22 protein-coding genes are annotated in these 24965 nt (G+C 50.0%); 19 read left to right on the top strand and 3 right to left on the bottom strand.

Annotated features, from left to right (window positions below):
• The first annotated feature begins 1 nt into the window (after position 1).
• From KNQ04_RS00230 to KNQ04_RS00195, 8 genes are all read left to right on the top strand, one after another.
• Positions 2–1273 (top strand): dihydroorotase, encoded by a 1272-nt coding sequence (locus KNQ04_RS00230; protein ID WP_214846541.1) that lies wholly within the window; start codon positions 2–4, stop codon positions 1271–1273.
• The gene (locus KNQ04_RS00225; RefSeq protein WP_214846540.1) at positions 1266–2354 is read left to right on the top strand and encodes a carbamoyl phosphate synthase small subunit; all 1089 of its coding nucleotides are present in this window, start codon (positions 1266–1268) and stop codon (positions 2352–2354) included. Before KNQ04_RS00230 ends, KNQ04_RS00225 begins: the two co-directional genes overlap by 8 nt.
• Positions 2347–5559: a carbamoyl-phosphate synthase large subunit gene (gene carB, locus KNQ04_RS00220; RefSeq protein WP_214846539.1), complete on the top strand. Its 3213-nt coding sequence runs from the start codon at positions 2347–2349 to the stop codon at positions 5557–5559. Before KNQ04_RS00225 ends, carB begins: the two co-directional genes overlap by 8 nt.
• The gene (locus tag KNQ04_RS00215; protein ID WP_214846538.1) at positions 5556–6287 is read left to right on the top strand and encodes a dihydroorotate dehydrogenase electron transfer subunit; all 732 of its coding nucleotides are present in this window, start codon (positions 5556–5558) and stop codon (positions 6285–6287) included. The genes carB and KNQ04_RS00215 overlap by 4 nt, the downstream gene beginning before the upstream one ends.
• Positions 6284–7213 (top strand): dihydroorotate dehydrogenase, encoded by a 930-nt coding sequence (locus tag KNQ04_RS00210; protein ID WP_159172386.1) that lies wholly within the window; start codon positions 6284–6286, stop codon positions 7211–7213. The genes KNQ04_RS00215 and KNQ04_RS00210 overlap by 4 nt, the downstream gene beginning before the upstream one ends.
• The gene (gene pyrF, locus KNQ04_RS00205; protein ID WP_214846537.1) at positions 7188–7886 is read left to right on the top strand and encodes an orotidine-5'-phosphate decarboxylase; all 699 of its coding nucleotides are present in this window, start codon (positions 7188–7190) and stop codon (positions 7884–7886) included. Before KNQ04_RS00210 ends, pyrF begins: the two co-directional genes overlap by 26 nt.
• Entirely contained in the window at positions 7883–8515 is a 633-nt protein-coding gene (gene pyrE, locus KNQ04_RS00200) for an orotate phosphoribosyltransferase (protein WP_214846536.1), read from the top strand. Before pyrF ends, pyrE begins: the two co-directional genes overlap by 4 nt.
• 153 nt (positions 8516–8668) lie before the next feature.
• Positions 8669–9481, top strand: coding sequence for a GNAT family N-acetyltransferase (locus KNQ04_RS00195; protein ID WP_214846534.1), 813 nt, complete (start codon positions 8669–8671; stop codon positions 9479–9481).
• Between the two features lie 207 nt (positions 9482–9688).
• On the opposite strand, the gene KNQ04_RS00190 is transcribed toward KNQ04_RS00195, so the two are convergent.
• Together KNQ04_RS00190 and KNQ04_RS00185 are read right to left on the bottom strand one after the other, a co-directional pair.
• The gene (locus KNQ04_RS00190) at positions 9689–10660 is read right to left on the bottom strand and encodes a zinc-binding dehydrogenase (protein ID WP_214846532.1); all 972 of its coding nucleotides are present in this window, start codon (positions 10658–10660) and stop codon (positions 9689–9691) included.
• A gap of 2 nt (positions 10661–10662) precedes the next feature.
• Positions 10663–11154: a lactoylglutathione lyase family protein gene (locus tag KNQ04_RS00185; protein WP_214846530.1), complete on the bottom strand. Its 492-nt coding sequence runs from the start codon at positions 11152–11154 to the stop codon at positions 10663–10665.
• Positions 11155–11260: 106 nt separating this feature from the next.
• Here KNQ04_RS00185 and KNQ04_RS00180 point away from each other — a divergent pair, with 106 nt between their 5' ends.
• From KNQ04_RS00180 to KNQ04_RS00165, 4 genes are all read left to right on the top strand, one after another.
• The gene (locus KNQ04_RS00180) at positions 11261–11563 is read left to right on the top strand and encodes a winged helix-turn-helix transcriptional regulator (RefSeq protein WP_214846528.1); all 303 of its coding nucleotides are present in this window, start codon (positions 11261–11263) and stop codon (positions 11561–11563) included.
• A gap of 36 nt (positions 11564–11599) precedes the next feature.
• Positions 11600–12289: a metal-dependent hydrolase gene (locus tag KNQ04_RS00175; RefSeq protein WP_214846526.1), complete on the top strand. Its 690-nt coding sequence runs from the start codon at positions 11600–11602 to the stop codon at positions 12287–12289.
• 767 nt (positions 12290–13056) lie between these two features.
• A complete protein-coding gene (locus KNQ04_RS00170) occupies positions 13057–13956 on the top strand; it encodes a DUF4097 family beta strand repeat-containing protein (RefSeq protein WP_214846524.1) in 900 nt (299 codons plus the stop codon).
• Positions 13953–14864 carry an FUSC family protein gene (locus KNQ04_RS00165; RefSeq protein ID WP_214846523.1) on the top strand — a complete coding sequence of 304 codons (912 nt, stop codon included), beginning with the start codon at positions 13953–13955 and terminating at the stop codon, positions 14862–14864. The genes KNQ04_RS00170 and KNQ04_RS00165 overlap by 4 nt, the downstream gene beginning before the upstream one ends.
• 328 nt (positions 14865–15192) lie before the next feature.
• Here the strand turns inward: KNQ04_RS00165 and KNQ04_RS00160 are convergent, their stop codons facing one another.
• On the bottom strand, positions 15193–16887 hold the full coding sequence (locus tag KNQ04_RS00160) for an Rqc2 family fibronectin-binding protein (RefSeq protein WP_214846522.1): 1695 nt from the start codon (positions 16885–16887) through the stop codon (positions 15193–15195).
• Positions 16888–17056: 169 nt separating this feature from the next.
• Here KNQ04_RS00160 and gmk point away from each other — a divergent pair, with 169 nt between their 5' ends.
• From gmk to KNQ04_RS00125, 7 genes are all read left to right on the top strand, one after another.
• Positions 17057–17674 (top strand): guanylate kinase, encoded by a 618-nt coding sequence (gene gmk, locus KNQ04_RS00155; RefSeq protein WP_214847362.1) that lies wholly within the window; start codon positions 17057–17059, stop codon positions 17672–17674.
• 1 nt (position 17675) lies between these two features.
• The gene (gene rpoZ, locus KNQ04_RS00150; RefSeq protein ID WP_029330878.1) at positions 17676–17879 is read left to right on the top strand and encodes a DNA-directed RNA polymerase subunit omega; all 204 of its coding nucleotides are present in this window, start codon (positions 17676–17678) and stop codon (positions 17877–17879) included.
• 56 nt (positions 17880–17935) lie between these two features.
• Entirely contained in the window at positions 17936–19126 is a 1191-nt protein-coding gene (gene coaBC, locus KNQ04_RS00145) for a bifunctional phosphopantothenoylcysteine decarboxylase/phosphopantothenate--cysteine ligase CoaBC (RefSeq protein WP_214846521.1), read from the top strand.
• The gene (gene priA / locus KNQ04_RS00140) at positions 19123–21447 is read left to right on the top strand and encodes a primosomal protein N' (RefSeq protein ID WP_214846520.1); all 2325 of its coding nucleotides are present in this window, start codon (positions 19123–19125) and stop codon (positions 21445–21447) included. The genes coaBC and priA overlap by 4 nt, the downstream gene beginning before the upstream one ends.
• A 9-nt stretch (positions 21448–21456) precedes the next feature.
• Positions 21457–22842, top strand: a complete 1386-nt coding sequence (fmt, locus tag KNQ04_RS00135; protein ID WP_214846519.1) for a methionyl-tRNA formyltransferase — start codon at positions 21457–21459, stop codon at positions 22840–22842.
• On the top strand, positions 22839–24167 hold the full coding sequence (gene rsmB / locus KNQ04_RS00130) for a 16S rRNA (cytosine(967)-C(5))-methyltransferase RsmB (RefSeq protein ID WP_214846517.1): 1329 nt from the start codon (positions 22839–22841) through the stop codon (positions 24165–24167). The genes fmt and rsmB overlap by 4 nt, the downstream gene beginning before the upstream one ends.
• Before the next feature lie 61 nt (positions 24168–24228).
• On the top strand, positions 24229–24963 hold the full coding sequence (locus tag KNQ04_RS00125; protein WP_214846516.1) for a Stp1/IreP family PP2C-type Ser/Thr phosphatase: 735 nt from the start codon (positions 24229–24231) through the stop codon (positions 24961–24963).
• Positions 24964–24965 lie beyond the last annotated feature (2 nt).

Raw genomic sequence — 24965 nt, 5'->3', positions numbered from 1 at the left:
TATGACACTACGTATCGATCACGCGACATGGTATCAAAACGGACAATTGCAACAATCAAGCATTCGCATCGAGGATGGTTTGATTACGGATCTCGACGCTTCGCCCCAGGCAGGTGAGCAAGTCATCGATGCAAGCAACCGCTTGTTAGCACCAGGATTCGTCGATATCCATGTTCATCTCCGCGAACCGGGTGGCGAACATAAAGAAACGATTGCAACGGGGACGGCCGCAGCCGCAGCAGGCGGATTCACGACAATCTGCCCGATGCCGAATACGCGTCCTGTTCCGGACGATCGCGAGACGTTAGACGCCTTGTTCAAGAAAATCGAAGAAACGGCGTCTGTCCGGGTTTTGCCTTATGCGGCGATTTCAAAAAATCAGCTAGGACAAGAACTCGTCGCGTTTGAAGAACTAACGGATGCCTTTGCGTTTACAGATGACGGCGTCGGCGTACAAAGTGCCGCCGTCATGCGGGAAGCGATGCGACATGCCGCAAAACTAGGGAAGACGGTCGTCGCCCATTGTGAGGACGATACGCTGAAAGCCGGCTCTGTCCATGAAGGTGCGTATAGTGAACGGGAAGGATTGCAGGGGATTCCATCACTCGCGGAAAGTATCCACATCGCACGCGACGTCTTAATCGCAGAAGCGACCGGCTGCCATTATCATGTCTGTCATGTCTCGACAAAAGAATCGGTCCGGGTCATTCGTGACGCCAAACGGGCAGGAATTCGTGTCACGGCAGAAGTGACACCGCACCATCTCGTCCTGACGGAAGATGACATCGAGGGGCAGGATCCGAACTTTAAAATGAATCCGCCCCTTCGGAGTAAGGCGGACCGGGCGGCATTGCTCGAGGGGTTACGCGACGGCACGATTGATTGTATCGCAACGGATCACGCGCCACACGCGGCTGATGAAAAAGCACTCGGCATCGAGCGGGCACCATTTGGAATTACCGGCTTCGAGACAGCATTTCCACTACTTTATACGAAACTTGTCCAAACGAACCAGATGACGCTAAACGACTTAGTCGATGCATTGACACGCAAGCCTGCCGCCTTGTTCGACTTGCCATATGGTCGCTTAGAAGTCGGGGCACCGGCAGATCTCGTTTTGCTTGATTTAGAGACCGTCCGACCGGTTGAGCCAGAACGTTTTTATTCAAAAGGGAAAAATACACCGTTCGCGGGTCAGTTACTGACAGGATACCCTGTCATGACACTCGTCGGTGGAAAAATCGTATTCAAGGGGGAAACGGCACATGTCTAAACGGACACTCATTTTAGAAGATGGTATGACGTTCGAAGGGACAGCGTTTGGCGCAACACGCGTCACGATGGGGGAAGTCGTCTTCCAGACAGGGATGACGGGCTACCAGGAAATGTTATCCGACCCATCGTATTGTGACCAGATGATCGTCTTGACGAATCCCCTGATCGGGAACTATGGCATCAACCGGGAAGATTACGAAACGACGCGACCACTCGCGAAAGCACTCATCGTCCGTGAAGTCTGCCATACCCCGTCGAACTTTCGCTCCCAATCGTCGTTAGCAGAGGCGTTAGAAGAATTCGATATTCCGGGCTTAACCGGCGTCGATACACGTCAACTGACGCGGCACTTACGGTCGAAAGGTGTCATGCGGGGATTGCTCGTCGATGGTGAATTTAATCTCGCCGACCAATTAGACCGTTTGCATAACATGCCGCTCGCAACGGATCAGGTACAACGTGCTTCGACGGAACGGGCGTACATCATTCCGGGTGCCGGCCCACGGATTGTCCTCGTCGATTTTGGCGCGAAGCTCGGCATCGTCCGTGAACTCGTCCGCCGCGGTTGCGAAGTGGTCGTCGTACCTTACAATGTTACGGCGAAGGAAGTCTTGCGTTATCAACCGGACGGGATGATGTTATCGAACGGTCCCGGGAATCCGAAAGACGTTCCAACGGCGATTCCCTTGATTCAAGAGTTGACAGGGAAAATCGTCATCTTCGGCATTTGTCTCGGTCATCAATTGATTGCGCTTGCGCACGGCGCAGATACGTTCAAGTTACCGTTCGGTCATCGCGGTGCCAATCACCCGGTTCAAGATCTTCAAACCGGTCACGTCAGCATCACCTCACAAAATCATGGCTACGCCGTCGACGAACAGTCATTGAAGGGATTCGAGTTAATCGTGACACACGTCGCGATCAATGATGGGACGGTCGAAGGTGTCAGACACCGGACGGAACCCGTCTTCTCTGTTCAATATCATCCGGAAGCATCACCCGGTCCAATGGATGCCAATGATTTATTCGATCAGTTTTTAACAGAAATCACGAACCAACAGGAGGTCACTCATGCCTAAACGTCAAGATATCCAGAAGATTCTCGTGATCGGATCAGGTCCGATCGTCATCGGACAAGCAGCAGAGTTTGATTATGCCGGAACACAAGCGTGCCAAGCACTCAAGGAAGAAGGCTACGAAGTCATCCTCGTCAACTCAAACCCCGCAACGATCATGACAGACCCGACTGTCGCGGACCGGGTTTACATCGAACCGCTCCAAGCGGAGTTCGTTTCCCGGATCATCCGCAAGGAACGTCCGGATGCCTTGCTTGCGACACTCGGTGGGCAGACGGGATTGAATCTAGCGGTCGAACTCGACCGACTCGGCGTTTTGGCTGAATATGGTGTCGAACTGCTCGGAACGAAACTGTCCGCGATTGAAGAGGCAGAAGATCGTGATTTGTTCAGAAAATTGATGTTCAGACTTGGACACGGTGTCCCGGAGAGTGAAATCGTTCATACAGTAGAAGAAGCGGAACAATTTTGCGCGAAAATCGGTCTACCGATCATCATTCGACCGGCTTACACGCTCGGTGGTACAGGCGGCGGGATTGCCGAAACGATGGACGAGTTCGTCCGAATCGTCGAGGGCGGTATCAAAGCGAGTCCGGCGAACCAAGTTTTGCTTGAGAAATCGATTGCCGGGATGAAAGAAGTTGAGTTCGAAGTCATGCGTGACGCGACGAACCAAGCAATCATCGTCTGTGCGATGGAAAACTTTGACCCGGTCGGCGTCCATACGGGCGACTCGATTGTCTTTGCTCCAACCCAGACACTGTCCGACCGCGATTATCAAATGATGCGAAATGTTTCACTCGACATCATTCGCGCCCTTGGCATCGAAGGCGGATGTAACATCCAGTTTGCACTTGATCCGCATAGTTTCGACTACTATGTCATCGAAGTGAACCCACGCGTTTCACGCTCGTCGGCCTTGGCGTCGAAGGCGACAGGCTACCCGATTGCAAAACTTGCGGCAAAAATTGCTGTCGGTTATGCCTTATCGGAACTGAAGAACCCGATCACGGAAACGAGTTTTGCCTCGTTTGAACCAGCACTCGACTACGTCGTCGCGAAGATTCCGCGCTGGCCGTTTGATAAATTTGAATCGGCAGACCGGACGCTCGGGACGCAAATGAAGGCGACAGGCGAAGTCATGGCGATGGGACGGACGATGGAAGAAGCCTTGCTCAAGGCAGTCCGCTCGCTCGAAATCGGGATGTCGGATCTCCGGATGGACCGTTTCCTCGATATGGATGAAGTGACACTCAAACAGTACATCGTCAAAGCTACGGATGAACGGTTATTCGCCCTTTACGCGGGGATTGAGCGTGGTTATTCGGTCGAACAAATCCACGAATGGACGAGCATCGACCGACTCTTTTTGGAGAAATTACACCATATCTTCCGAATTGAACAGGAGTTGGCACGCGAAGAGCTGACACGCGAGCGTTTATTACACGCAAAACGTTACGGCTTCAGCGATGCGATGATTGGCCGAATCACGAAGAAAAGTGAGACAGTGATTCGCCACACGCGAAATCAAGAACAAATTCATCCCGTCTACAAGATGGTCGATACGTGTGCAGCGGAGTTTGCATCCGATACACCGTATTACTACGGAACGTATGAAGTCGAAAACGAAGCGGCACCGACGACACGCCCATCGATTCTCGTACTGGGTTCCGGGCCGATCCGAATCGGGCAAGGGGTCGAATTCGACTATGCGACGGTCCACTCGATTCAAGCGATTCGTGAAGCGGGGTATGAAGCGATCATCGTCAACAACAACCCGGAAACGGTCTCGACCGACTTCTCGATTTCGGACCGGCTTTACTTTGAACCACTGACGACGGAAGATGTCCTCGAAGTCATCCGAAATGAACAACCGATCGGCGTCATCGTCCAATTCGGTGGGCAAACCGCCATCAACTTAGCCGAGTCGCTCGCTGACGAAGGGGTCAAGATTCTCGGAACGGCGCTAGAAGATCTTGATATGGCAGAAGACCGGAAACAATTCGAAGCTGCTTTAACGAAACTTGAGATTCCACAACCGCCCGGGAAAACAGCAGTCACGGTCGAAGAAGCGACGGCAGCGGCAGCGGGTCTCGGCTATCCCGTTCTCGTCCGACCATCCTACGTCCTCGGTGGACGCGCGATGGAAATCGTCTACGGACAACAAGAGCTCGAACATTATATGAAGTATGCCGTCATCGCTTCACCGGAACGACCAGTCCTCGTCGACCGTTACTTGACAGGAATGGAGCTTGAAGTGGATGCGATTTGCGACGGGGAAGATGTTGTCATACCGGGTATCATGGAGCACATCGAACGTGCGGGTGTCCACTCCGGTGACTCGATCGGGGTCTATCCCCCGCAACGTGTCGCACAAGCCATCAAAGATCAAATCGTTGATTACACGACGCGCATTGCAAAAGCATTCCGCATCAAAGGATTGCTCAACATCCAGTTTGTCTTTGCGGACGGGGAACTCTATGTCCTCGAAGTCAACCCGCGGGCGAGCCGGACTGTACCGTTCATCTCAAAAGTCACAGGATTACCGGTCGCACGTCTCGCGACGAACGTCATCTTAGGGGAAACCCTCGCGTCTTACGGATTGACAAGCGGTCTTTTGCCGGAAGAGGAGCTCGTGTCCGTCAAAGTACCGGTCTTCTCCTTCGCGAAACTAAAAGAAGTGGATCCGTCACTCGGACCGGAAATGAAGTCGACCGGAGAAGTCATCGGAACGGACCGGACGCTCGAGAAAGCGCTGTATAAAGGGTTACTCGCTTCCGGGATGGCAATTCCTGAACATGGCCGCATCTTGATGACGGTCGCTGACCAAGATAAACAAGAAATGCTGGGTCTCGCCAAGCGGTTTGCAGCACTCGGATTCACATTGCTCGCGACAGCCGGAACAGCCAGTTTCTTGGCAGAACATGAGTTAGCCGTCCAGGTCGTCGGAAAGATTGGTTCCGATCAAGGGTCAATGCTCGATTTAATCGAAAAAGCAGAAGTCGAGTATGTCATCAACACGATGAGTCGCGACTCTCAAGTGACGAAAGATGGTTTCATCATTCGCCGGGCAGCCGCAGAAAACAATGTCGTCTGTCTGACATCACTCGATACGGCAGAAGCCCTACTCCGAGTCATTGAAAGTCTCTCGTTCGAAGCGAGTTCGATTCAAGCATTCACGCATATGAAAAAGGCGGTGACACGATGATTGAACTCCTAACGGTCGTCTCAACGAAGAAGGTCGCAGTTAATGCGACAGCGCTGATTTGTCGGATGCCGGAGGTGAAAAAAATTGAACCGGGTCGCTTCATGCACCTACGCGTTGGTCCGTTATTACGGCGTCCGATTTCAATCGCGAATGTCGAGGGGGATCTCATCACTTTTTTATTCAAGGAGATTGGTCAAGGGACAAAAGAACTCGCTTCCTTGCGGCCTGGAGATTTCGTCGATGCCCTCGGACCACTTGGGAACGGTTTTCCGGTGAACTTGATTGATCCAACGAGTCGTGTCGTACTCGTTGGTGGGGGAATCGGTGTTCCGCCGCTGTATTATACGATGCGTAAACTCGTCGAACGTGGGGTGACGTGTGAAGCGATTCTTGGTTTTGATACAGCAGACAGTGTGTTTTACGAAGAGGAGTTTAAAAAGCTCGGGCCGACGACAATTACGACGGTCGACGGAACAGCGGGTATTCAGGGATTTGTGACGACGGCACTGACACCAGAGCGGTTCGATACGTTACTCGCGTGTGGTCCGGAACCGATGTTACGCTCCTTGCAGACGGTCCCGATTCAAGATTGTTTCCTGTCAATCGAAAACCGGATGGGTTGCGGGATTGGTGCTTGTTTCGCCTGTGTCTGTAAGACGCCGGACGGAAACTACGTTAAGACATGCTCCGATGGTCCAGTCTTTCGGGCGGAAGCGGTGATATTATGAATCGATTAGCGGTCACGTTACCGGGATTGAATTTAAAAAATCCCATCATGCCAGCGTCCGGTTGCTTCGGCTTCGGGGAAGAGTTTGCCAAGTTCTACGATTTATCTGTCCTTGGTGGCATCATGATTAAGGCGGCGACGGGCGAGGAACGGTACGGAAACCCGACCCCACGCGTCGCGGAGAGCGGAATGGGGATGTTGAACGCAATCGGGTTGCAAAATCCAGGCGTCGAAGGCATCATCGAAACGAAGTTACCGTTCTTAGGCCAGTTCGATACGGAAATCATCGCGAATGTCGCAGGATCGACACCGGAAGAATACGAGGCGGTCACCCGGTTAATCAGTCAAAATCCGGTCATTAAAGCAATCGAGTTGAATATCTCTTGTCCGAACGTCAAATCCGGCGGACTGCAGTTCGGAACGGACCCGAAGATGGCAGCAGAATTAACGCGACGTGTCAAAGCAGTGTCGGATAAACCCGTCTACGTCAAACTGTCACCGAACGTCACGTCAATCGTCGAGATGGCACAGGCCGTCGAACAGGCAGGAGCGGACGGGCTGACGATGATCAACACGCTAGTCGGGATGCGAATTGATGTCCGGACCGGTCAACCGATTCTTGCAAATCGGATTGGCGGTTTGTCTGGCCCCGCCATCAAACCCGTTGCCATCCGAATGATTCATGATGTCGCACAAGTCGTCGAGATTCCGATCATCGGGATGGGCGGCGTCATGGAGGTCGATGATGTGCTAGAAATGATTTATGCCGGTGCATCGGCAGTAGCGGTCGGGACGGCAAACTTCGTCAATCCGTTCATTTGCCAAGAGTTGATTGCGGCTCTTCCGAAACGAATGGACGAACTCGGGATCGAACATATTTTAGATATTAGGGGGAACGCATATGGGGCAGCTTTACATCGCGCTTGATTTTCCGTCAGGTTTACACGTCACTCGATTTTTAGAAAAATTCGGTCCAGTCCGACCTGCTGTCAAAGTCGGCATGGAACTCTATTATGCTGAAGGTCCAGCATTCGTCCGACAATTGGTCGAACGGGGACATGCCGTCTTTTTGGATTTGAAGGTCCATGATATCCCGGAAACGGCGCGACGAACCCTCCGTGTCATCGGTCAGCTCGGCGTTGAGTTGACGAACGTCCATGCTGCGGGAGGACTCGAAATGATGCGTGCGGCACGGGAAGGATTGAACGAATCGGCTGTCAACACCCGATTGATTGCCGTGACACAACTGACGTCGACGGATCAGGTGATGGTCGAACAGTTACTGATTTACGAGAAGTTGGAAACCGTCGTCGTCGCGTATGCGCAACTAGCCGAACAAGCCGGCTTAGACGGCGTTGTCTGTTCAGCACTCGACGTTGAAAAAATCAAGCCGAGTTGTCGCGATGGATTTCAACTCGTCACACCAGGCATTCGACCGGCAGGGACAGCAGCGCATGATCAAAAACGAATCGCGACGGTTGGAGTTGCCCGCGATGCGGGAGCGACGGATCTTGTCATCGGACGCGCCATCACGCAGGCGGATGACCCGGCAGCGATGTACGAAGACTTACTGGCACAATGGAAGGGGATCAAACAATGAATCCATTAGCGACTGCATTACTCGAAATCGAAGCCGTCACACTCTCACCGCGTCAACCGTACACCTGGGCGAGCGGACTCCGTTCACCAATCTATTGTGATAATCGTCTGACGTTGTCGAGTCCGGAAGTTCGTTCGATGATTGCCGATTTATTGACGCAGCAGGTCAAATCGTTACAAGTCGACGTCATCGCAGGGACGGCGACAGCGGGTATTCCACACGCCGCGCTCGTCGCGGATCGACTCAATTTACCGATGGTCTATGTCCGTGGTAGTGCCAAACAGCACGGAAAAGGCAATCAAATCGAAGGGCGGATCGAACCGGGTCAACGCGTCGTCGTCATCGAAGATTTGTTATCGACAGGTAAATCAGCGATTGAAGCGGCGGAAGCGTTGCAACAGGCAGGGGCAGAAGTCGTGCAGATTCAAGCCATCTTCTCTTATGGGATGAATCGTTTACAAGCTAATTTAACAGCGGCGAATCTGAAAGCGACATCGTTACTGAACTTTTCTGAACTGCTCGAAACGGCGGTCACGACAAGTGCGATCTCGAGGGACGAGCAGACACAACTGCTCGCGTGGTCCGTTGATCCAGTTGCTTGGAGTGACCGTTTCACAGCGACGATTTGATTGAGTGAATCAAATAATAGATTGTAAGTCAAGGCTCCTTGTCCGAACGGATGAGGAGCTTTATTGATTTTAGATGAATGTTTTTTGACTTGTCATGTGGGGTGGAAACTTTTTTTGTTACACTAGTATGTAGAACAAAGGAGGTCGCTTCAGATGGTAACGCATTATCGGGATTATGAGAGTTTTAAACGCATGGCCGTTCCGTTCCTTGAACAGCGCAGTGAGGTCCACCAATTGTCGCTCGGTATCTTGGAACGGGGGGATACGCCACTTTTGATGGCAGTCGCTGAAGAAGACGACCGAAAAATTATCATCTTACAAACGATTGAAGAACAGGCAATTTTAGCAGGTGATGCGTTTTCTGACCAAAGCATGCGGAAACTGGCCCGGATTCTTGACTGTAAGGGATATGTCGGAGAACATGCCCTCGTCAAGCCGCTTCTTGCCCCACATTCCAAGTATCGTGTGAAGATGGATCAAGGCATGTATGCCTTAAATCACGTGACACCGCCGCCGCGACTCAACTACGTTTTTCGTCTTGTCGACGAACAGGTCGTCGACCAAGCCGTCTCATTCGGCTGGGACTTCATTTGTGAGACCGGAGCATTAGCCGTGACGGAGCGGAATCGTCTTCAAAATGAACAGACGATTCGTCGTCATCGTTCAAACCAGACGTTATTTGGTCTGTTCAACGCTGACCGTCTGATCGCGATGGCATCCGCTAGTCGGCCGACGGCGTCAGGAGTGACCGTTTCTTACGTCTACACACCGCCGGAACTTAGAGGGCAAGGTCTTGCTTCTGATCTCGTGGCCCGTGTATGCATCTACTTATTAAAGCAAGGCTATCCGATGATCACACTCTATACGGATTGGTCGAACCCGACATCCAATAAAATCTACCAAGCAATCGGTTTTCAACTCGTCGGACGTTCGTTACAAATCACGAAAACGGACAAGTACCGGTAGGCAAACGTCGGTCTGTTTGTCTTTGACAACGAAACGTAAGCTTTTTTTCCAGTTTGGTGCGTGCAAAGCGGATGAATTTTTCAACACGGGATACGTACTGTTGTTGAACTGTTACAGCTCTGCATCAAATCAAGATACATATAAAAACGCCGATACTTCCATCTGAAAAATGGAAGCGACGGCGTTTTAATTTCGGGTGTTGTCTGCTTAAAACGTCGCGATGATTTTACCGCGGACGTGTCGTTTTGCCAACCGTTTTAGCCCTTCAACGAGTTGATCGGCTGGGATGACATCGGTGACGAGTGGATCGAGTGCGTTCTGTTGGACGAGCTCGAGTAATGCTGCCGCCATCTGACCAAGATTACGGATCGCGCGGTCATTTTGACTCGCGTAAGCAGCAGCAAGCGCGACTTCATGGATTGACGGTGATAACGTAAACGGTTTGACGATCGACAAATCGGGACCGCCGGCGATATAAGCGAGTTGACCGGAAAAGGCGAGCCGTCCTAAATCGTCCGTCGCTTCAGCACGTCCGACCGTATTCAAGATTAAATCGACGCCACGTCCATCCGTCCAGTCACGGATCAGATCGGTGACGTTCTCCTGTTTGTAATCGATGGCTAAGTCGGCACCTAATTGTTTCACCCAGTCATGATTTTCCGTCGACGCGGTCGTCGCGACACGTAAGCCAAGCCGTTTCGCAAGCTGGATACCGAATCCGCCAACACCACCGGCACCGGCATGGATGAGAATCGTCTGTTTATCTGTCGTATTCATCTTTTGATGGATCGCTTCATAAGCCGTCATCCCAGCGCAGAGAATGGCTGCGGCATCGGTAAAACTGATGGCGTCCGGAATGAGAGCGAGCGCACGGGCGTCGACCGCAACGTATTCCGCGAACGCGCCATTTTTTTGAAGGTTCGTATGAATCGCGACGCGGTCTCCGACCGACAAATCACCGGCATCTGAACCGACCTGTTCGACGATTCCAGCTAAATCGACACCTGGAATATGCGGAAACGTCCAGGCGGGATTGTTCGTCGCTTTGTAGTCGACAGGGTTCAGTCCTACGGCTTTAACACGAATCAATGCTTCATGCGAGTCTATTTGGGGAACTTCGACGTCACGATACTGCCAATCTTCAATACCTGTTCCTTCTTGATTAAGCCATGCTTTCATAGTTAATAGGCTCCTTCCGAGTATGTTAATTCATATGAGTGCGAATAGAGTTCGACGAGATTACCGAACGGGTCTTCACAGTACACCATCCGGTACGGTTTTTCACCCGGGTAGTATTCACGGATCGGCATCCGTTGTTTGCCGCCATGGGCGACGATTTTTTCGACCATCCCTTCGATGTCCGGGTCTTGAATCGCATAATGAAAAATACCTGTCTTCCAAAATTCGAAGTTATTTTCCGGTTGCTCATTGTTCGGGAATTCAAAGAGTTCAATCCCGACCCGATCGCCCGTCGCCATATGCGCGATGCGGAATTTTCCCCATCCTGCTCCGAATACGTCTGTACACATCACACCGATCGGGGAATCATCTTCAACGACATCCGATGGTTCCATGATGACGTACCATCCCATGACCTCCGAATAAAATGTAATGGCTGCCTCTAAATCCGGAACCGAAAGTCCAATGTGTGAAAAATTACGTGGGTAAGTCATGTTAGTTATCTCCTTTGCTTTTTGATTTACGCTAACGGTAACTTACGATACACTCGATTGCATAGTACGCACTTTGAAGTAACTACCTGAAGGAGAGAAAGAAGCAATGACGACAGAACAATTCCCGGTCAATCGGGCGCTTGAAATCATCGGTGGAAAATGGCGCCCACAGTTATATTGCACGTTAGAGGACGGTCCGAAACGTTTTCTAGAATTACATCGGTCGATTCCTGGTATTTCCCGTAAAGTGTTGACGGATCAATTGAAGGAACTCGAACGTCTCGGCATGGTCGAACGGATTGAATTCGATGAAGCGGTCCTCCATGTCGAGTACCGGTTGACGGACGCTGCATTTACGCTTCAACCGGCAATGAAAGGTTTATGTGCCTGGGGAGAGGGGAAACTATAATTCGTTACGATTATTTGTTAGGGGAGGTCATTTAAAGTGAAAGTGACATATCATGGACAGTCGACGGTAACGATCGAAACGAACGGACGTCACATCGTGATTGACCCGTTCTTTAGTGGGAACGACAAAGCAATGACAAGACCAGAAGACGTCAAAGCAGACTTCATCCTCTTGACGCACGCGCACGCCGATCACATGGCGGACGCGGAGACGATTGCGAAAGCGACCGGAGCGACGATTGTCGCGACACACGAATTAGCAACATATTTAAGTTTTCAAGGGCTGAATGTTCACCCGATGAACATCGGGGGGCAATTCGAGTTTCCGTTCGGAAAAGTAAAAATGACGCAAGCCTTCCATTCGTCAAGCATCATTGATGAAGAGAAGCAAACAATCATGTACATGGGAATGCCGGCAGGATTCCTGCTGACGATTGAAGATAAGATACTGTACCATGCAGGAGATACGGCGTTATTCGGTGATTTAGCACTGTATGGCGCACATCATGACATTGATCTTGCCTTTTTACCAATCGGCGACAATTTCACGATGGGACCGGAAGATGCGTTAATCGCTGCCGATATGTTGCAGGCGAACGCTGTTTTACCGATTCATTACGATACGTTCGACTTAATCAAACAAGATGCAAAGGCATTTTGTGAGCAACTTGAAGCGCAAGGACAGACTGGTCATGCCTTAGCGATCGATGAGTCGCTTGAACTGTAAGATGGCCTACTCGTTTTAAAGAGACGGGGCTGACTCATAAGTCGGACGAACATCCATCCCTATGACGGACGTTTCCGCTATCCTCGCTTTCCATGGGCGGAAGGTAAGCCGCGGCACCCCATATTTCATGCGGTCTGCCGGGTCTTACCTATTTCAGACTGTAGACAACGTGCCATCGGGAGATCAAGCGTCTTTTTTCGTTGCTTTCCTCGGGCGAGGCGCAAGCCGTTGCTCCTTGATCCTAACGGACAAGAAGCAGGGTCTTGCCTGCCTCTGAAAGTGCGTTAAAAACGCACTTTTCCCCGTAGGAGTCAACGAAACGCGACGCTTTTTAGATAATACCGTGAGGGAAATCCAGTCATGCAGACGGTTTAGGGCGCGACCGATTGCCGCTTTGAGACAGGGGAGCGCGAACGGATTGCTTCTCGATAGCGCATGTTCACGCTTCATAAGAGTTCGTCTACACGCTGGAATGGCTGATGATCCCACTTTTCACGGAATCATCGGCCATTTCTATGTAAATTCTTCTTTTTCATGATGGTTAGTGTGTGCCTGGGACACGTATGGAAAAGTCCTCATTCAGTTTAATCGATAATCGTTCCCACCTTTGAGTCAGCCTCGTCTCTTTTTGCGACCTGCTTTTTAGCCGCCGTTCATTCTTCCGCCCGATGGCAGGAGGGTCCTGTTTTTCGTATGATAAAGAGGGCATGTTGACAGGACAATCATAAATTCGGAATAATGGAAGAGAACTGGATGGAGGTAGACGGATGGACGATACAACGAGTAGGTCAGAACGAAAACGAAAACAGTCGACGTTTACACGGCTAAAAGCAAAAAGACAGAAGCAGAAAGATTCTTTTGAACGGATCGGACAACGCAAACCGATTCAACGTCCATGGATTGTGTATGCTTCGGTTGGACTCGCCCTTATTCTTCTTTATACGGTCACACTGTTCGTCACGACGGAATCGTTATCGCGTGGCGAGACCTTTAAGACGACGAATCGATACAAAACACTACAAATTGAAGCACCGAATGCGTCAATCCATTTCGTCAGAAGTACGGACGGGAATGTCCAATTAAAACTTGTCGATAGCGCTTCAAGTAAAAAGCGCTTAAAAGTCGGAACATCCGGCAATACCATCACCGTCACGGGGCGCGACGGATGGATGGCCCGTCTCGGGAATCGTCCGAGTACACGAAATGGAGACTATAAGATTCAAGTCGGTTTACCAAGTTACATGAACCGAATCGATGTCAAAGCAGGTTCGCTCACAGGGATGGGTGTTTTTGCAAAAGTCATCAAACTCGATGCGGAGACGATTCGCCTCAATCAAATGAACGCCGATGATGTGACGCTGACAGGCAGCGGGAAAGTCGACATCGAGGATTTAAACACGGTTCATGCCGATGTGACAGGAGAAACCGTCAAACTTGATCGGTATGGCGTAAAACTAGATTTAAGTATCACGACGATTGATGGAGTGATTCGCTTGAATCCAGCGAAAACAGCTGGGACGATTACGGTCGAAACGGAAGGCGATGTGAACGCCGCAAAACGTTATACAAAATTAAAAGACGACAGTGCAACGATTTATGAGCTATCCAAACAAGAAAAGCCGGAAGTGACGGTCGAAAGTGAAGTCGGGCAGGTGACGCTCGAGTGAACATCCAATTTCGAATCGGTCTCCGTACCATTAAAACAGGTATCGCCGTCGCAATTGCGCTCAGCTTCTCTTGGTACGTCTTTGACATTTATTCCGGAATGGGAGCAGTCGCAGCGATCGTTGCGATGCAACCGACGATTCACCGTTCGTTTAAAATCTTTTTTAATCGGGTGTTCGGAACGATTTTAGGACTTGTCTGTGGTCTCGTAGTTGTTGCGACGTTAGGGGCAAACCCCTTGACGATCGGATTAGCCGTCATCGTGTCGCTCGTCTTCAATTCAATGATTGGTCGGACGGACATGTCGACGTTTGCTGCCTTTGCCATCGTCTTGATGTTTGAAAGCCCGACTGCCGACTATGTCCATTATGCGTTGACGCGGTCCTTATTGACGGTCGTTGGTGTTTTATCGGCGGTCGCCGTCAACTATATCGTCTTCCCGCCACATTACGAAAACCGGTTGATGCTACTCGTCAAAAAAACGACGCAACAATTAATGGAGGACTGGCGGAGTCTCGTCAAGGACGACGGCAAACTGCTCGCAGTCCGTAAGCAAGTGCTCAAACACGAAGAGATGATGTTGATGCTCCAAGAAGATCAAAAGTATCCGCTCGTGACAAGTGGACAAAGTGAGCCGTTCATCGAACTGAAGCAGCTTGTTGACTTGGAAGATAAACTTTTGTTACTCCTTGAAAGTATCGCCAGCCACCGGGATATTCCGGTTACCGCGGAACAGGAAAAAATCCTCGGGCAGGAAATTGATTTTTTACTGAGCCATCACTATGATGTGATCTATTCACATGAACGGAAACAATCGATGTTCTCATTTGATGAAGAAGTGAATGAAGCGAAGGACATCATCAACGGGCATCTCCTTGATTACCGTGAACAGCTCGAAAAGATGAAGTAGACGTTGTCCTCGATTGTGCGCTTTTATACTTGAAAGAAAGTGTTGAGAATCGTTTTGTTCACTCGAAATCGGTTCCTAAGGAAAAACAAGCAGGAGCGACCCTGCAACGGAGTGAGGCGGCGCGATGCTTGTCCCAGGAAAACGATTCGAAGTGAACAAAAAAGCACAATCTTTCTCGTTAAGAGAAAAACTGCACTTTGTCTTCAGTCTTCAGATGGAACATCACTTTAATGTGACGTTCCATCTTTTTTGTGTGACGCTACCGTTCCAACACGTACTAAAATAATTATCAGTGTGCGCTTGACGAGTTTGCACCGACCACGGTTTGTCATTTTAAGCGAAGCGCTTGTACGACACTTGCATCTGGTGTGACGTATAACGTCGTTTGATCCGTATAGATGACGAAACCGGGTTTAGCACCACTCGGCTTCTTGACATATCGAAGTTCCGTGAAATCGACAGGCACTTGACTCGATTCGCGTGCTTTCGAGAAGTAGGCAGCGACGATCGCGGCTTCTTTTAATGTCGTTTCATCTGGTTCATCACTCCGAATGATGACGTGCGAACCGGGTATGTCTTTCGTATGCAACCAGGTTTCCGAACGTCGTCCGAATTTGAACGTCGCATAATCATTTTGTTTGTTGTTCTTACCGACATAAAAGTCGATGCCGGTCGAAGACTGATACGCTTCAAGTTTTGGGACGAGTGGTTTCTTTTTCTTTTTACTCCGTTCGCGTAAGTAACCTTCTTCGACGAGTTCTTCTCGCATTTCGCGGATGTCATCGGGGGACGCCACCTCGAGTTGGGCAAGTAACGACTCGAAGTAATCGATTTCGAGTTGGTTTTTCGTCAATTGTTTTGCGACTTCGACTTTCGCTGTTTTTAGTTTGTTGTAGCGTTTATAGTAACGCTGTGCATTTTCGTTCGGTGAGAAACGGGGATCGAGTGCGATCGTGAGTTCTTTCCCTTCCTCGTCATAATAATCGACGACGGTCGCTTCTTTCATCCCGCGTTGTAGTTGATACAAGTAGGTCGTCAAGAGCTCACCTTTATGCTTCAGTTCATCCATCTTCTCAGTCGCCGCAAGGTCACGTTCGAGTTTCGTCCGTTTTAAGAGGTTCTTCTCGTACTCACTCTTGATGAAACGTTCTAAATCTGCGGCCTGTTGTTTGACACGGTCACGGTTTGATTTTTGATGGAAAAAGGCATCGAGTACGTCACCACTCGTCGTGAATGTTTTTTCATCGACGATATCGCCGTGCTGTAAAGCGACGGGCGAAAACCGTTCCTTGCCACTCGCGAGCCGTTGGAAATAGTAAGGTCCTTCTAGTTCGCTCAAGACAGACTTTAGTGCTTCCGCGAGAGAAGTGCGATTGGCTAGTCCGGCACGCATGACGACTTCTTCGGCGATTTGTGGTGAGAGGCCACTGAATAGACCGAGTAATTGACGATCGATTTTTCCGGCGTTCCAATCAATCCGGTGTAAGGCTGTTTCAATATCTCCAGTCAACGGATCGACTTTATCTTGTTGCGGTGGGAGTTGATATTGAAGTCCCGGCATGATCGTCCGGAATGTATTTTGACTGAGCGGGAGGTGTTTGATGGCGTCAAGAATTTTATCCTGACCATCCGTCAATAAAATATTCGAGTGACGCCCCATCAGTTCGATATACAATTTTTTTGCTTCTTCGTCACCGAGCTCATTACGAGACCGAACGCGCATCAAGATGACGCGGTCGCGTCCTAATTGTTCAATCGACTCGATGAAACCACCTTCTAAATGCTTTCGGAGCATCATACAAAACATCGGAGGTTCACTCGGGTTACTCGTCGACTCGCTCGTCAAGTGCAAGCGTGCATACATTGCATTCGCAGAAGCGAGTAGCGTGACGTTTTTACGATCGGCCCGGACGCTGAAAATTAAATCGAGTGCGTACGGTTGATGAATCTTGTTGATTCGTCCTCCGACGAGCATCTGTAGTTCGTTGACGACGCGTGTCGTCATCAATCCATCAAAAGCCATGCTATTACCTTCTTTCCTGATTTCGTTTCCACTTTCTAAAGGTAACAGAAACCGCTTCGTTATGGTATGATAAAGCAGTCGAGCTAGAAAAAGATTACTTGCGAACTTCCTATCTATACTGCTAATATGAAACAATGTGAAGTTTGTTAGATGGAGGGGTTCTGAAGTGATTTTCAAAGAGCGTGGCTTATTACTCGTATTATCAGGTCCGAGTGGTGTCGGGAAAGGGACGGTTTGTCGTGCCTTACGTGAAGATGAGGACAATAATTTGCATTATTCGGTGTCGTGTACGACACGGAAACCGCGTGAAGGAGAAATTGATGGCGTCCATTATTTCTTCAAGACACGGGAAGAGTTTGAGCATATGATTGTAAACAACCAATTGCTTGAACATGCAGAATTTGTCGGAAACTATTACGGTACACCAGTCGATTGGGTGAACAAAATCTTAGATGAAGGCAAAGATGTCATCTTAGAAATCGAAGTACAAGGTGCGATGCAAGTCAAGGAGCACTTCCCTGAAGCAGTCTTCTTGTTCTTAGCGCCTCCAAGTCTTCAAGAATTACGCAATCGTCTCATCGGACGGGGAACTGAATCGGAAGAAGTCATCAAACAACGTCTCCTCGTTGCAAAAGAAGAGATTGAAATGATGGATGCTTATGATTATGTCGTAACGAATGATGAGATTCACAAAGCATGTGATCGGATTCAAGCTATCGTTACTGCGGAACATTGTAGTCGGGAACGCGTTGCGTCCCTTTATAAAAAAGCCATGGAGGTTAAATAACATGTTATATCCATCAGTAGATAAGTTACAAAAGAAAGTTCCTTCTAAATACACAATCGTGACGGTTGCTGCTAAACGGGCGCGTCAAATCCAAGACGGAAAACGCGTGAAGGTCGCAAATCCGAAATCACATAAGCCAGTCGGGAAAGCCCTTGAAGAGCTCTACTTCGGAGAGGTATTGGTCACGAACCAACCGCAAGACTAATTTTGAAGCAGCCACTCCTCATTGTGGCTGTTTTTTTCAATAAGGAGGAGTTCAATATGCTAACGAATCGTAAAATCTTACTCTGCGTCGGAGGTGGAATTGCCTCCTATAAAGCAGCAGCACTCGCCTCGAAACTTGTTCAGGCAGGGGCAAGCGTCCAGGTCGCAATGACGAAAAATGCCCAACAATTCGTTGGGAAGACGACGTTTGAGGCGTTGACACGTAAGCCTGTTTATGATGATGTCTTCATCGAACACGATGCTTCAAAAATCGCCCACATCGATTTGGCGGACGAGGCAGATTTAATCGTCGTCGCGCCGGCAACAGCAAATTTAATTGCGAAACTCGCGACAGGCATTGCGGACGATTTTATCACGACGACGATTCTTGCTGCGAAGTGTCCCGTTGTCGTCGCACCGGCGATGAACGTCAATATGCTGGAACATCCGGCAACGGTCCGAAATCTTGATCAATTGATGGCTGACGGCGTCCAGGTGATTGCACCAGGAGTCGGTAACTTAGCTTGTGGCTGGGTCGGAAAAGGACGGCTTCCGGAACCGGAAGACTTAGTCGAGACCATCCGAGGTTTTTTTGAAACGAAAATGCTCGCTGGGCGCCATGTATTAGTCAGTGCCGGTCCGACGATTGAACGAATTGATCCGGTCCGCTATTTAACAAATGATTCGTCCGGAAAAATGGGTGTTGCGCTAGCAGAAGCAGCCCGTGATTTTGGTGCCACGGTGACGCTCGTCCATGGGCCGATCAAAGGCGAACTGCCGAGCGGGATGACGACGGTCGCGGTTGAGTCCGGAGACGAGATGCTCAAGGAAATGCTTACGCGGTATGCGGCACAAGACCTCGTCATCATGGCGGCAGCGGTCGCCGATTATCGTCCGACGATTCAGTATACGAAAAAACAGAAAAAAATCGATGGGCCGTTACGAATTGAACTCGAAGAGACGACGGACATCTTACGGACGTTAGGTGAGCAGAAAACGCATCAAGTGCTTGTCGGGTTCGCGGCGGAGACGGAACAGGTCGAAGCACATGCCCTGAAAAAGCTGGAGCGAAAGCATGCTGATTTTATTGTCGCGAATGATGTGTCCCGTCCGGAAATCGGATTCTCAAGCGACGAAAATCAGGTCACCGTATTTGGGAAGAATCGTCCCGTCAGAAAATATGACCAACAACTGAAAACAGACTTAGCAAAAGCTTTGCTTGAACAATTCGCCGAGGCGTTACGATGATTGCTGAAGTCATCGTCGATGTAGCCGCTGCGACCGTTGACCGGCCGTTCGATTATGAAGTACCGGAACTTTGGCGGAAATTAGTCGTCCCCGGCATGCGGGTCGAAGTCCCGTTTGGACCACGGGCATTACTCGGGATCGTCGTTGGGACGAAGCCGGAAAGCGATTTAACACGGATCAAACCAATCGTCCGCGTCTTAGATGAAGTCCCAACCTACACTGAGGAACTTTTACAGCTCTCGTCCTATCTATCCGAGACGACGCTTTGTTATCAGGCAACGGCGTTACTCGCGATGTTACCTGCTGCCTTAAAGGTCAGTTATGATAAACTGGTTTTGGCGGAAAGTCCTCAGTTTTCTCACTGGAACCGCAAAAAAATCAGTCAGTTCCCGAGTGAAGTCCAACAGGAAATTCTTTTGGCTGCACGCCAAGGTGAGATTGAACTCCGACCAATCGTCAAAGAAAAAAAGACGACGAAAACGGACAAACGGATTCGACTGCTCGATCCGTCGATTCCGTTGTCGAGTCAAGCAACGAAACAAGTGTTGTTGCGGGACTATTTAATCGAACAAAAAGAGACGATGTGGAGTCACGTCATGCATGAGCTTGATTTGACGCTCAGCATCGTCCATACGTTAGAACGTAAAGGTGTCCTCAGTGTTGAAACGGTGGATATCAACCGCAATCCTTATGAACACTTGACGCAAGATATCTTCACCCCTGCCTTGTTGACAGACGATCAACAGGTGGCGGTCGATGCGATTACGGCGCCAGACGAAACGGCGACATTTTTACTGCATGGTGTGACCGGCAGTGGGAAAACGGAAGTCTACCTCGAGTCGATTCACGCGATGCTTGAACGGGGGCGACAGGCGATTTTGCTTGTCCCTGAAATTAGTCTGACACCGATGATGGTCAAACGATTCAAGCGCCGGTTCGGTGAACGGGTCGCCGTCTTGCATAGCGGATTGTCGCTCGGAGAGAAGTACGATGAATGGCGTAAGATCGCCCAAGGGGAAGTCGATGTCGTCGTCGGCGCACGCTCCGCTGTGTTTGCACCGCTGACGAATGTCGGCATCATCATCTTAGATGAAGAACATGAAACAACGTATAAACAAGAAGAAAATCCAAGGTACCATACGCGAGATGTCGCCACGTGGCGGGCTGCGTTCCATCATTGTCCGGTCGTCCTCGGAAGTGCGACACCGATCCTTGAAACATATGCCCGGTCCCAAAAAGGGGTCTATCAGTATTTACCGCTCAAAGAACGATTTGGTGGTGAGCTACCTCCAGTCGATATCATCGACATGCGCAAAGAACTCGAACGTGGAAACCGGACACCTTTTAGCTTGCCGTTGATTGAAGGAATCAAACAACGGATTGAGCGGGGCGAGCAAACGGTCCTGCTGCTCAACCGGCGTGGCTATACGACGTTCGTCTTGTGTCGTGACTGTGGAGAAACGTTGCAGTGTCCACACTGTGCCGTCAACTTGACGTATCATCAACAAGCCGATCGTCTCAAGTGCCATTACTGCGGGTTCGAGGCAGCGATGCCAAAAGAATGTCCGTCTTGTTCGTCGAAGAAAATTCGACAGTTCGGGACGGGAACACAAAAGATTGAAGAGGAACTGGCACATTTGATTCCGGAAGCAAAAATCATTCGGATGGATCAAGATACGACATCACGCAAAGGGGCACATGAAAAATTACTCAATGCCTTTGAGCGACGTGAAGGAAATATTTTGCTTGGGACACAGATGATTGCGAAAGGGCTTGATTTTCCGAATGTTACGCTCGTCGGTGTCATTGCGGCAGACGCGACGCTCGGAATTCCTGATTTTCGGGCGAGTGAACGGACGTTCCAGTTGATTACGCAAGTTTCGGGCCGAGCCGGACGGGGCGAACTAGCTGGTCAATCGATTATTCAGACATACAATCCGGACCATTATGTCATTCAAACCGCAAAACAACATGATTATGAGACATTTTATAACCGCGAGATGCAATTACGTAAACTAGGTGGGCATCCCCCGTTCTGGTTTTTAGGACTCATCACGGTTTCAGCGGTCCATCCGCTTGAAGCACAAGCAGAAGCCGAGGCGATTGCAGCAGAGTTACGACACCTTGAGTCGGACGACCTTGTCGTCAATGGTCCGCTCGATGCGCCGCTCGCCCGACTGAAAAACATGTATCGGCAGCAAATCATCATTAAACACAAAGGGCAAGAAGAGGTGCGGGAGGCACTCCGCGCGATGCTCGCATTACGCATCAAACAAAAGATCCAAGTAACAGTGGATTTAAATCCATTCGTATTTATGTGAGGTGGCAGTATGTATAAAGTAGTGGAAGTTCCAAATGACGTATTGCGTCAGACGTGTCAACGTGTCACGAAGTTCGATAAAAAATTAGGCAAGATGATCGACCGGATGTTCGATACGATGTACGAATATGATGGCGTCGGACTCGCGGCACCACAAATCAATCAGCCGATTCGTGTCGCCGTTGTCCATACGGATGACGAGACAGGTCCGATTGAGTTGATCAATCCAGAGATTATCGAATCAAGTGGATCACAAATCGATGACGAAGGCTGTCTCAGTATGCCGGGTGTCTTCGGTCCGGTCGACCGGTTTGAACACATCGTCGTCAAAACACAAGATCGCCTTGGACGTAGTGTCAAAATCAAAGCGAGCGGTTTTTTCGCGCGTGCGATTCAGCATGAAATGGATCATCTCGATGGCGTGTTATTCACGGATAAACTCGTTGAGCAGGAGGCGGCACCGCGTGTCGTGTTCATGGGTACACCTGAATTTGCGGCGAGCACGCTCCGTGAAGTCATTGACGCAGGATACAATGTCGTCGGTGTCGTTTCACAGCCGGATAAACCCGTCGGACGAAAACGCGAAGTCAAACCGACACCTGTTAAAGAAGTTGCACTTGCGCATGAGATTCCGGTGTTGCAACCAACGAAGATTCGCGAGGATTACCAAGACTTGCTCGATTTGAACCCAGACATCATCATCACGGCAGCTTACGGACAAATCGTCCCGACTGCCGTGCTTGAGGCACCGAAATATGGGGCAATCAATGTTCATGCCTCGTTGTTACCGAAGTACCGCGGTGGGGCGCCGATTCACCAAGCCATCATTGATGGGGAGACGGAGACCGGTGTGACGATCATGTATATGGTCGACCGCCTGGACGCGGGAGATATGTTGTCAAAAATTATTGTCCCGATTGAAGAACGGGATACGGTCGGCACGATGTTCGAAAAATTGAGTGACGCTGGAGCACGGTTATTGATTGAAACGCTTCCGCAGTTATTTGCCGGAACACTGACACCGGAAGCACAACGGGAAGAAGACGTGACATTTTCTCCGAACATCAGTCGGGAACGGGAACGGCTTGACTTCTCTCGCCCCGGGGAAGAACTCTACAACCATATCCGAGGGATGAATCCTTTCCCGAGTGCGTATACGCTACTAGGCAAAGATCGTCTTAAAGTCTACTTCGCTGAAAAATGTGAAGGAACAGGAACGCCTGGCGAAATCATTGCCCTTGAGAGTGATGGACCGATCATTGCGACAGGCTCGAACGTCGCCTTGAAACTCGTTGATCTCCAACCGGCCGGAAAAAAACGGATGGATGGTGCGACCTTCATGTGCGGGATTGGTCAGACGCTCGAAATCGGACAGAAAGTAGGCGAAGACGTATGAATGTACGCGATGCAGCAGTCACGACGTTATTAAAGATTGGGCAAGGTGGTGCTTTTTCGACGATCTCCGTCCACCAAATGCTTGAAAAACGGGCGATTTCAAAAGCTGACGTCGGATTATATACAGAACTCGTCTATGGAACGCTCAGTCGCGAACTGACACTTGACTATATTCTCGATCCCTTGCTCGCGTCGCAAAAAAAACTCGACCCGTTCATGCGTCCGTTACTTCGGATGAGTGTCTATCAGTTATTTTATTTAGACCGAATTCCGGATCATGCTGTCATTCATGAAGCAGTCGAGATTGCGAAAACACGCGGGAAACCGCATATCGCAAAAGTGGTCAACGGAGTCTTGCGGAACGTCTTGCGGCAAGGGAAACCGAATTTTTCATCGATTGCTTCAACGAGCAAACGAATCAGCGTTGAAACGAGTCACCCCGAGTGGCTGGTTGAACGCTGGATTGAACTGTTCGGAGAAGACGAGACGTTAAAGATTTGTCAAATCAATAACGAACCGGCACCGGTCACGGTCCGTGTCAATCAAAATAAAGCAACTATCGCAGAAGCAATCGAATTGCTCGAAGCCCAAGGTGTTGTCGCCAAGCCAGCCGTCGTCGCCCCGGACGGACTTGAAATCATTAGCGGCAGTGTCCAACAAACGGATTTGCTCGACCGTGGGTATCTGTCGCTTCAAGATGAAAGTTCGATGCTCGTAGCGCGGGCCGTCGGAGCAAATCCGACCGACAGTGTGCTTGACAGTTGTGCAGCACCTGGTGGGAAAGCGATGCATATTGCGGAAGGGTTGACGACAGGTTCGTTGAAGGCACTTGATTTACACACACATAAAATTAAATTGCTGAAGAAACAAGCAGAACGGCTTGAGCTCGATACGGTGGAGGCGGAAGCCCTTGACGCCCGCAAAGTCGGCGACCGGTTCGACCCAGAATCGTTCGACCGGATTCTTGTTGACGCCCCGTGTTCCGGGCTCGGTGTCATCCGCCGGAAACCCGATATCAAATGGACGAAACAACCTGAACAATTGACACAGTTACCTGTCATCCAGCGGCAAATCATCGAGGCCGTTCTTCCGCTCGTCAAGCGTGGAGGGACATTCGTCTATTCGACGTGTACGATTGATCCCGTTGAAAATGAACAGCAAACGGCATTTATCTTAAACCAAGGATTTGTTTTTGACGAGTCATTCAAAGAGCGGATGCCGGAAATGGTACAGCCGTTGATTTCAGAACGGGCAGAACTGAAGTTGCTTCCGACGACGCTTGGGACAGACGGGTTTTATATTGCCGCCTTTAAAAAGCAAGGGTGAGATGAACGTTACAGATTGTTAGACGATGCAGTAGCGGGTGAGACAGAAGAGGAGGACGGTCATGGAGTTAGCTTATCTGACGACGACGGGGAAAGTGCGATTGAAAAATGAGGACACGGTGTTACTCGTCGGTGATGAAAAACAAGGGCTTGCCGTCGTCGCTGACGGAATGGGTGGTCACGCGGCAGGTGAGAAGGCGAGTGCGATTGTTTATCAAGTATTTGCCGATGCTTACGTAGATATGCCAAGTCGACCAGGCGAACTGTCTTCATGGATTGAACAACAGGTGCAGGAAGCCAATTCTCAAATCTTACAGTATTCTAAAACAGAAAACCTGGCCGTCGTCGGAACGACGATGGCGTGTGTCTGCTGGTCGGACGAGCTCCTCGTCATTGGTCACGTCGGGGACAGCCGCGTCTACGCGATTGAAGAGGGGCAGTTAAGGCAACTGACAGATGACCATTCTTATGTCAATATGCTCAAACAATTAGGTGAATTGTCGGAAGAAGAAGTCGAGAATCATCCGCGCCGAAATGTCATCACACGCTCGATTGGTTCGAATGAAGTAGTCGACGTCGACGTTCAGGTCCGAGATGCACCCGATTATGAAATCGTCCTTGTCTGTAGTGACGGATTGACGGATGAAGTTCCGGATGAAGTGATACAGCAGTTGTTGCAAGAAGATGCACCGCTTGAACAGATTGTCGAACGACTTGTCTCCGAAGCGAATGAGCGAGGGGGAGCAGACAACATCACAGTGGCTGCAATCCGTTTTAAAGAAAGAAAGAGGGTCTGAAT

Origin of the sequence: Exiguobacterium sp. s193 (genome assembly GCF_018618755.1) — a bacterium.
Taxonomy (GTDB): Bacteria; Bacillota; Bacilli; order Exiguobacteriales; family Exiguobacteriaceae; genus Exiguobacterium_A.
The sequence above is the reverse complement of the archived record's forward strand: the minus strand, read 5'-3'. Positions and strand labels throughout refer to the sequence as shown.

Bases quoted from the DNA above. Each gene is read 5' to 3' on its own strand.
- KNQ04_RS00185 (WP_214846530.1), bottom strand. From the start codon at position 11,154: ATGACTTACCCACGTAATTTTTCACACATTGGACTTTCGGTTCCGGAT.
- priA (WP_214846520.1), top strand. From the start codon at position 19,123: ATGATTGCTGAAGTCATCGTCGATGTAGCCGCTGCGACCGTTGACCGG.
- KNQ04_RS00125 (WP_214846516.1), top strand. From the start codon at position 24,229: ATGGAGTTAGCTTATCTGACGACGACGGGGAAAGTGCGATTGAAAAAT.
- coaBC (WP_214846521.1), top strand. From the start codon at position 17,936: ATGCTAACGAATCGTAAAATCTTACTCTGCGTCGGAGGTGGAATTGCC.
- KNQ04_RS00225 (WP_214846540.1), top strand. From the start codon at position 1,266: ATGTCTAAACGGACACTCATTTTAGAAGATGGTATGACGTTCGAAGGG.
- rsmB (WP_214846517.1), top strand. From the start codon at position 22,839: ATGAATGTACGCGATGCAGCAGTCACGACGTTATTAAAGATTGGGCAA.
- KNQ04_RS00230 (WP_214846541.1), top strand. From the start codon at position 2: ATGACACTACGTATCGATCACGCGACATGGTATCAAAACGGACAATTG.
- KNQ04_RS00210 (WP_159172386.1), top strand. From the start codon at position 6,284: ATGAATCGATTAGCGGTCACGTTACCGGGATTGAATTTAAAAAATCCC.
- KNQ04_RS00180 (WP_214846528.1), top strand. From the start codon at position 11,261: ATGACGACAGAACAATTCCCGGTCAATCGGGCGCTTGAAATCATCGGT.
- KNQ04_RS00170 (WP_214846524.1), top strand. From the start codon at position 13,057: ATGGACGATACAACGAGTAGGTCAGAACGAAAACGAAAACAGTCGACG.
- rpoZ (WP_029330878.1), top strand. From the start codon at position 17,676: ATGTTATATCCATCAGTAGATAAGTTACAAAAGAAAGTTCCTTCTAAA.
- pyrF (WP_214846537.1), top strand. From the start codon at position 7,188: ATGGGGCAGCTTTACATCGCGCTTGATTTTCCGTCAGGTTTACACGTC.
- KNQ04_RS00215 (WP_214846538.1), top strand. From the start codon at position 5,556: ATGATTGAACTCCTAACGGTCGTCTCAACGAAGAAGGTCGCAGTTAAT.
- carB (WP_214846539.1), top strand. From the start codon at position 2,347: ATGCCTAAACGTCAAGATATCCAGAAGATTCTCGTGATCGGATCAGGT.
- KNQ04_RS00195 (WP_214846534.1), top strand. From the start codon at position 8,669: ATGGTAACGCATTATCGGGATTATGAGAGTTTTAAACGCATGGCCGTT.
- pyrE (WP_214846536.1), top strand. From the start codon at position 7,883: ATGAATCCATTAGCGACTGCATTACTCGAAATCGAAGCCGTCACACTC.
- KNQ04_RS00160 (WP_214846522.1), bottom strand. From the start codon at position 16,887: ATGGCTTTTGATGGATTGATGACGACACGCGTCGTCAACGAACTACAG.
- fmt (WP_214846519.1), top strand. From the start codon at position 21,457: ATGTATAAAGTAGTGGAAGTTCCAAATGACGTATTGCGTCAGACGTGT.
- KNQ04_RS00190 (WP_214846532.1), bottom strand. From the start codon at position 10,660: ATGAAAGCATGGCTTAATCAAGAAGGAACAGGTATTGAAGATTGGCAG.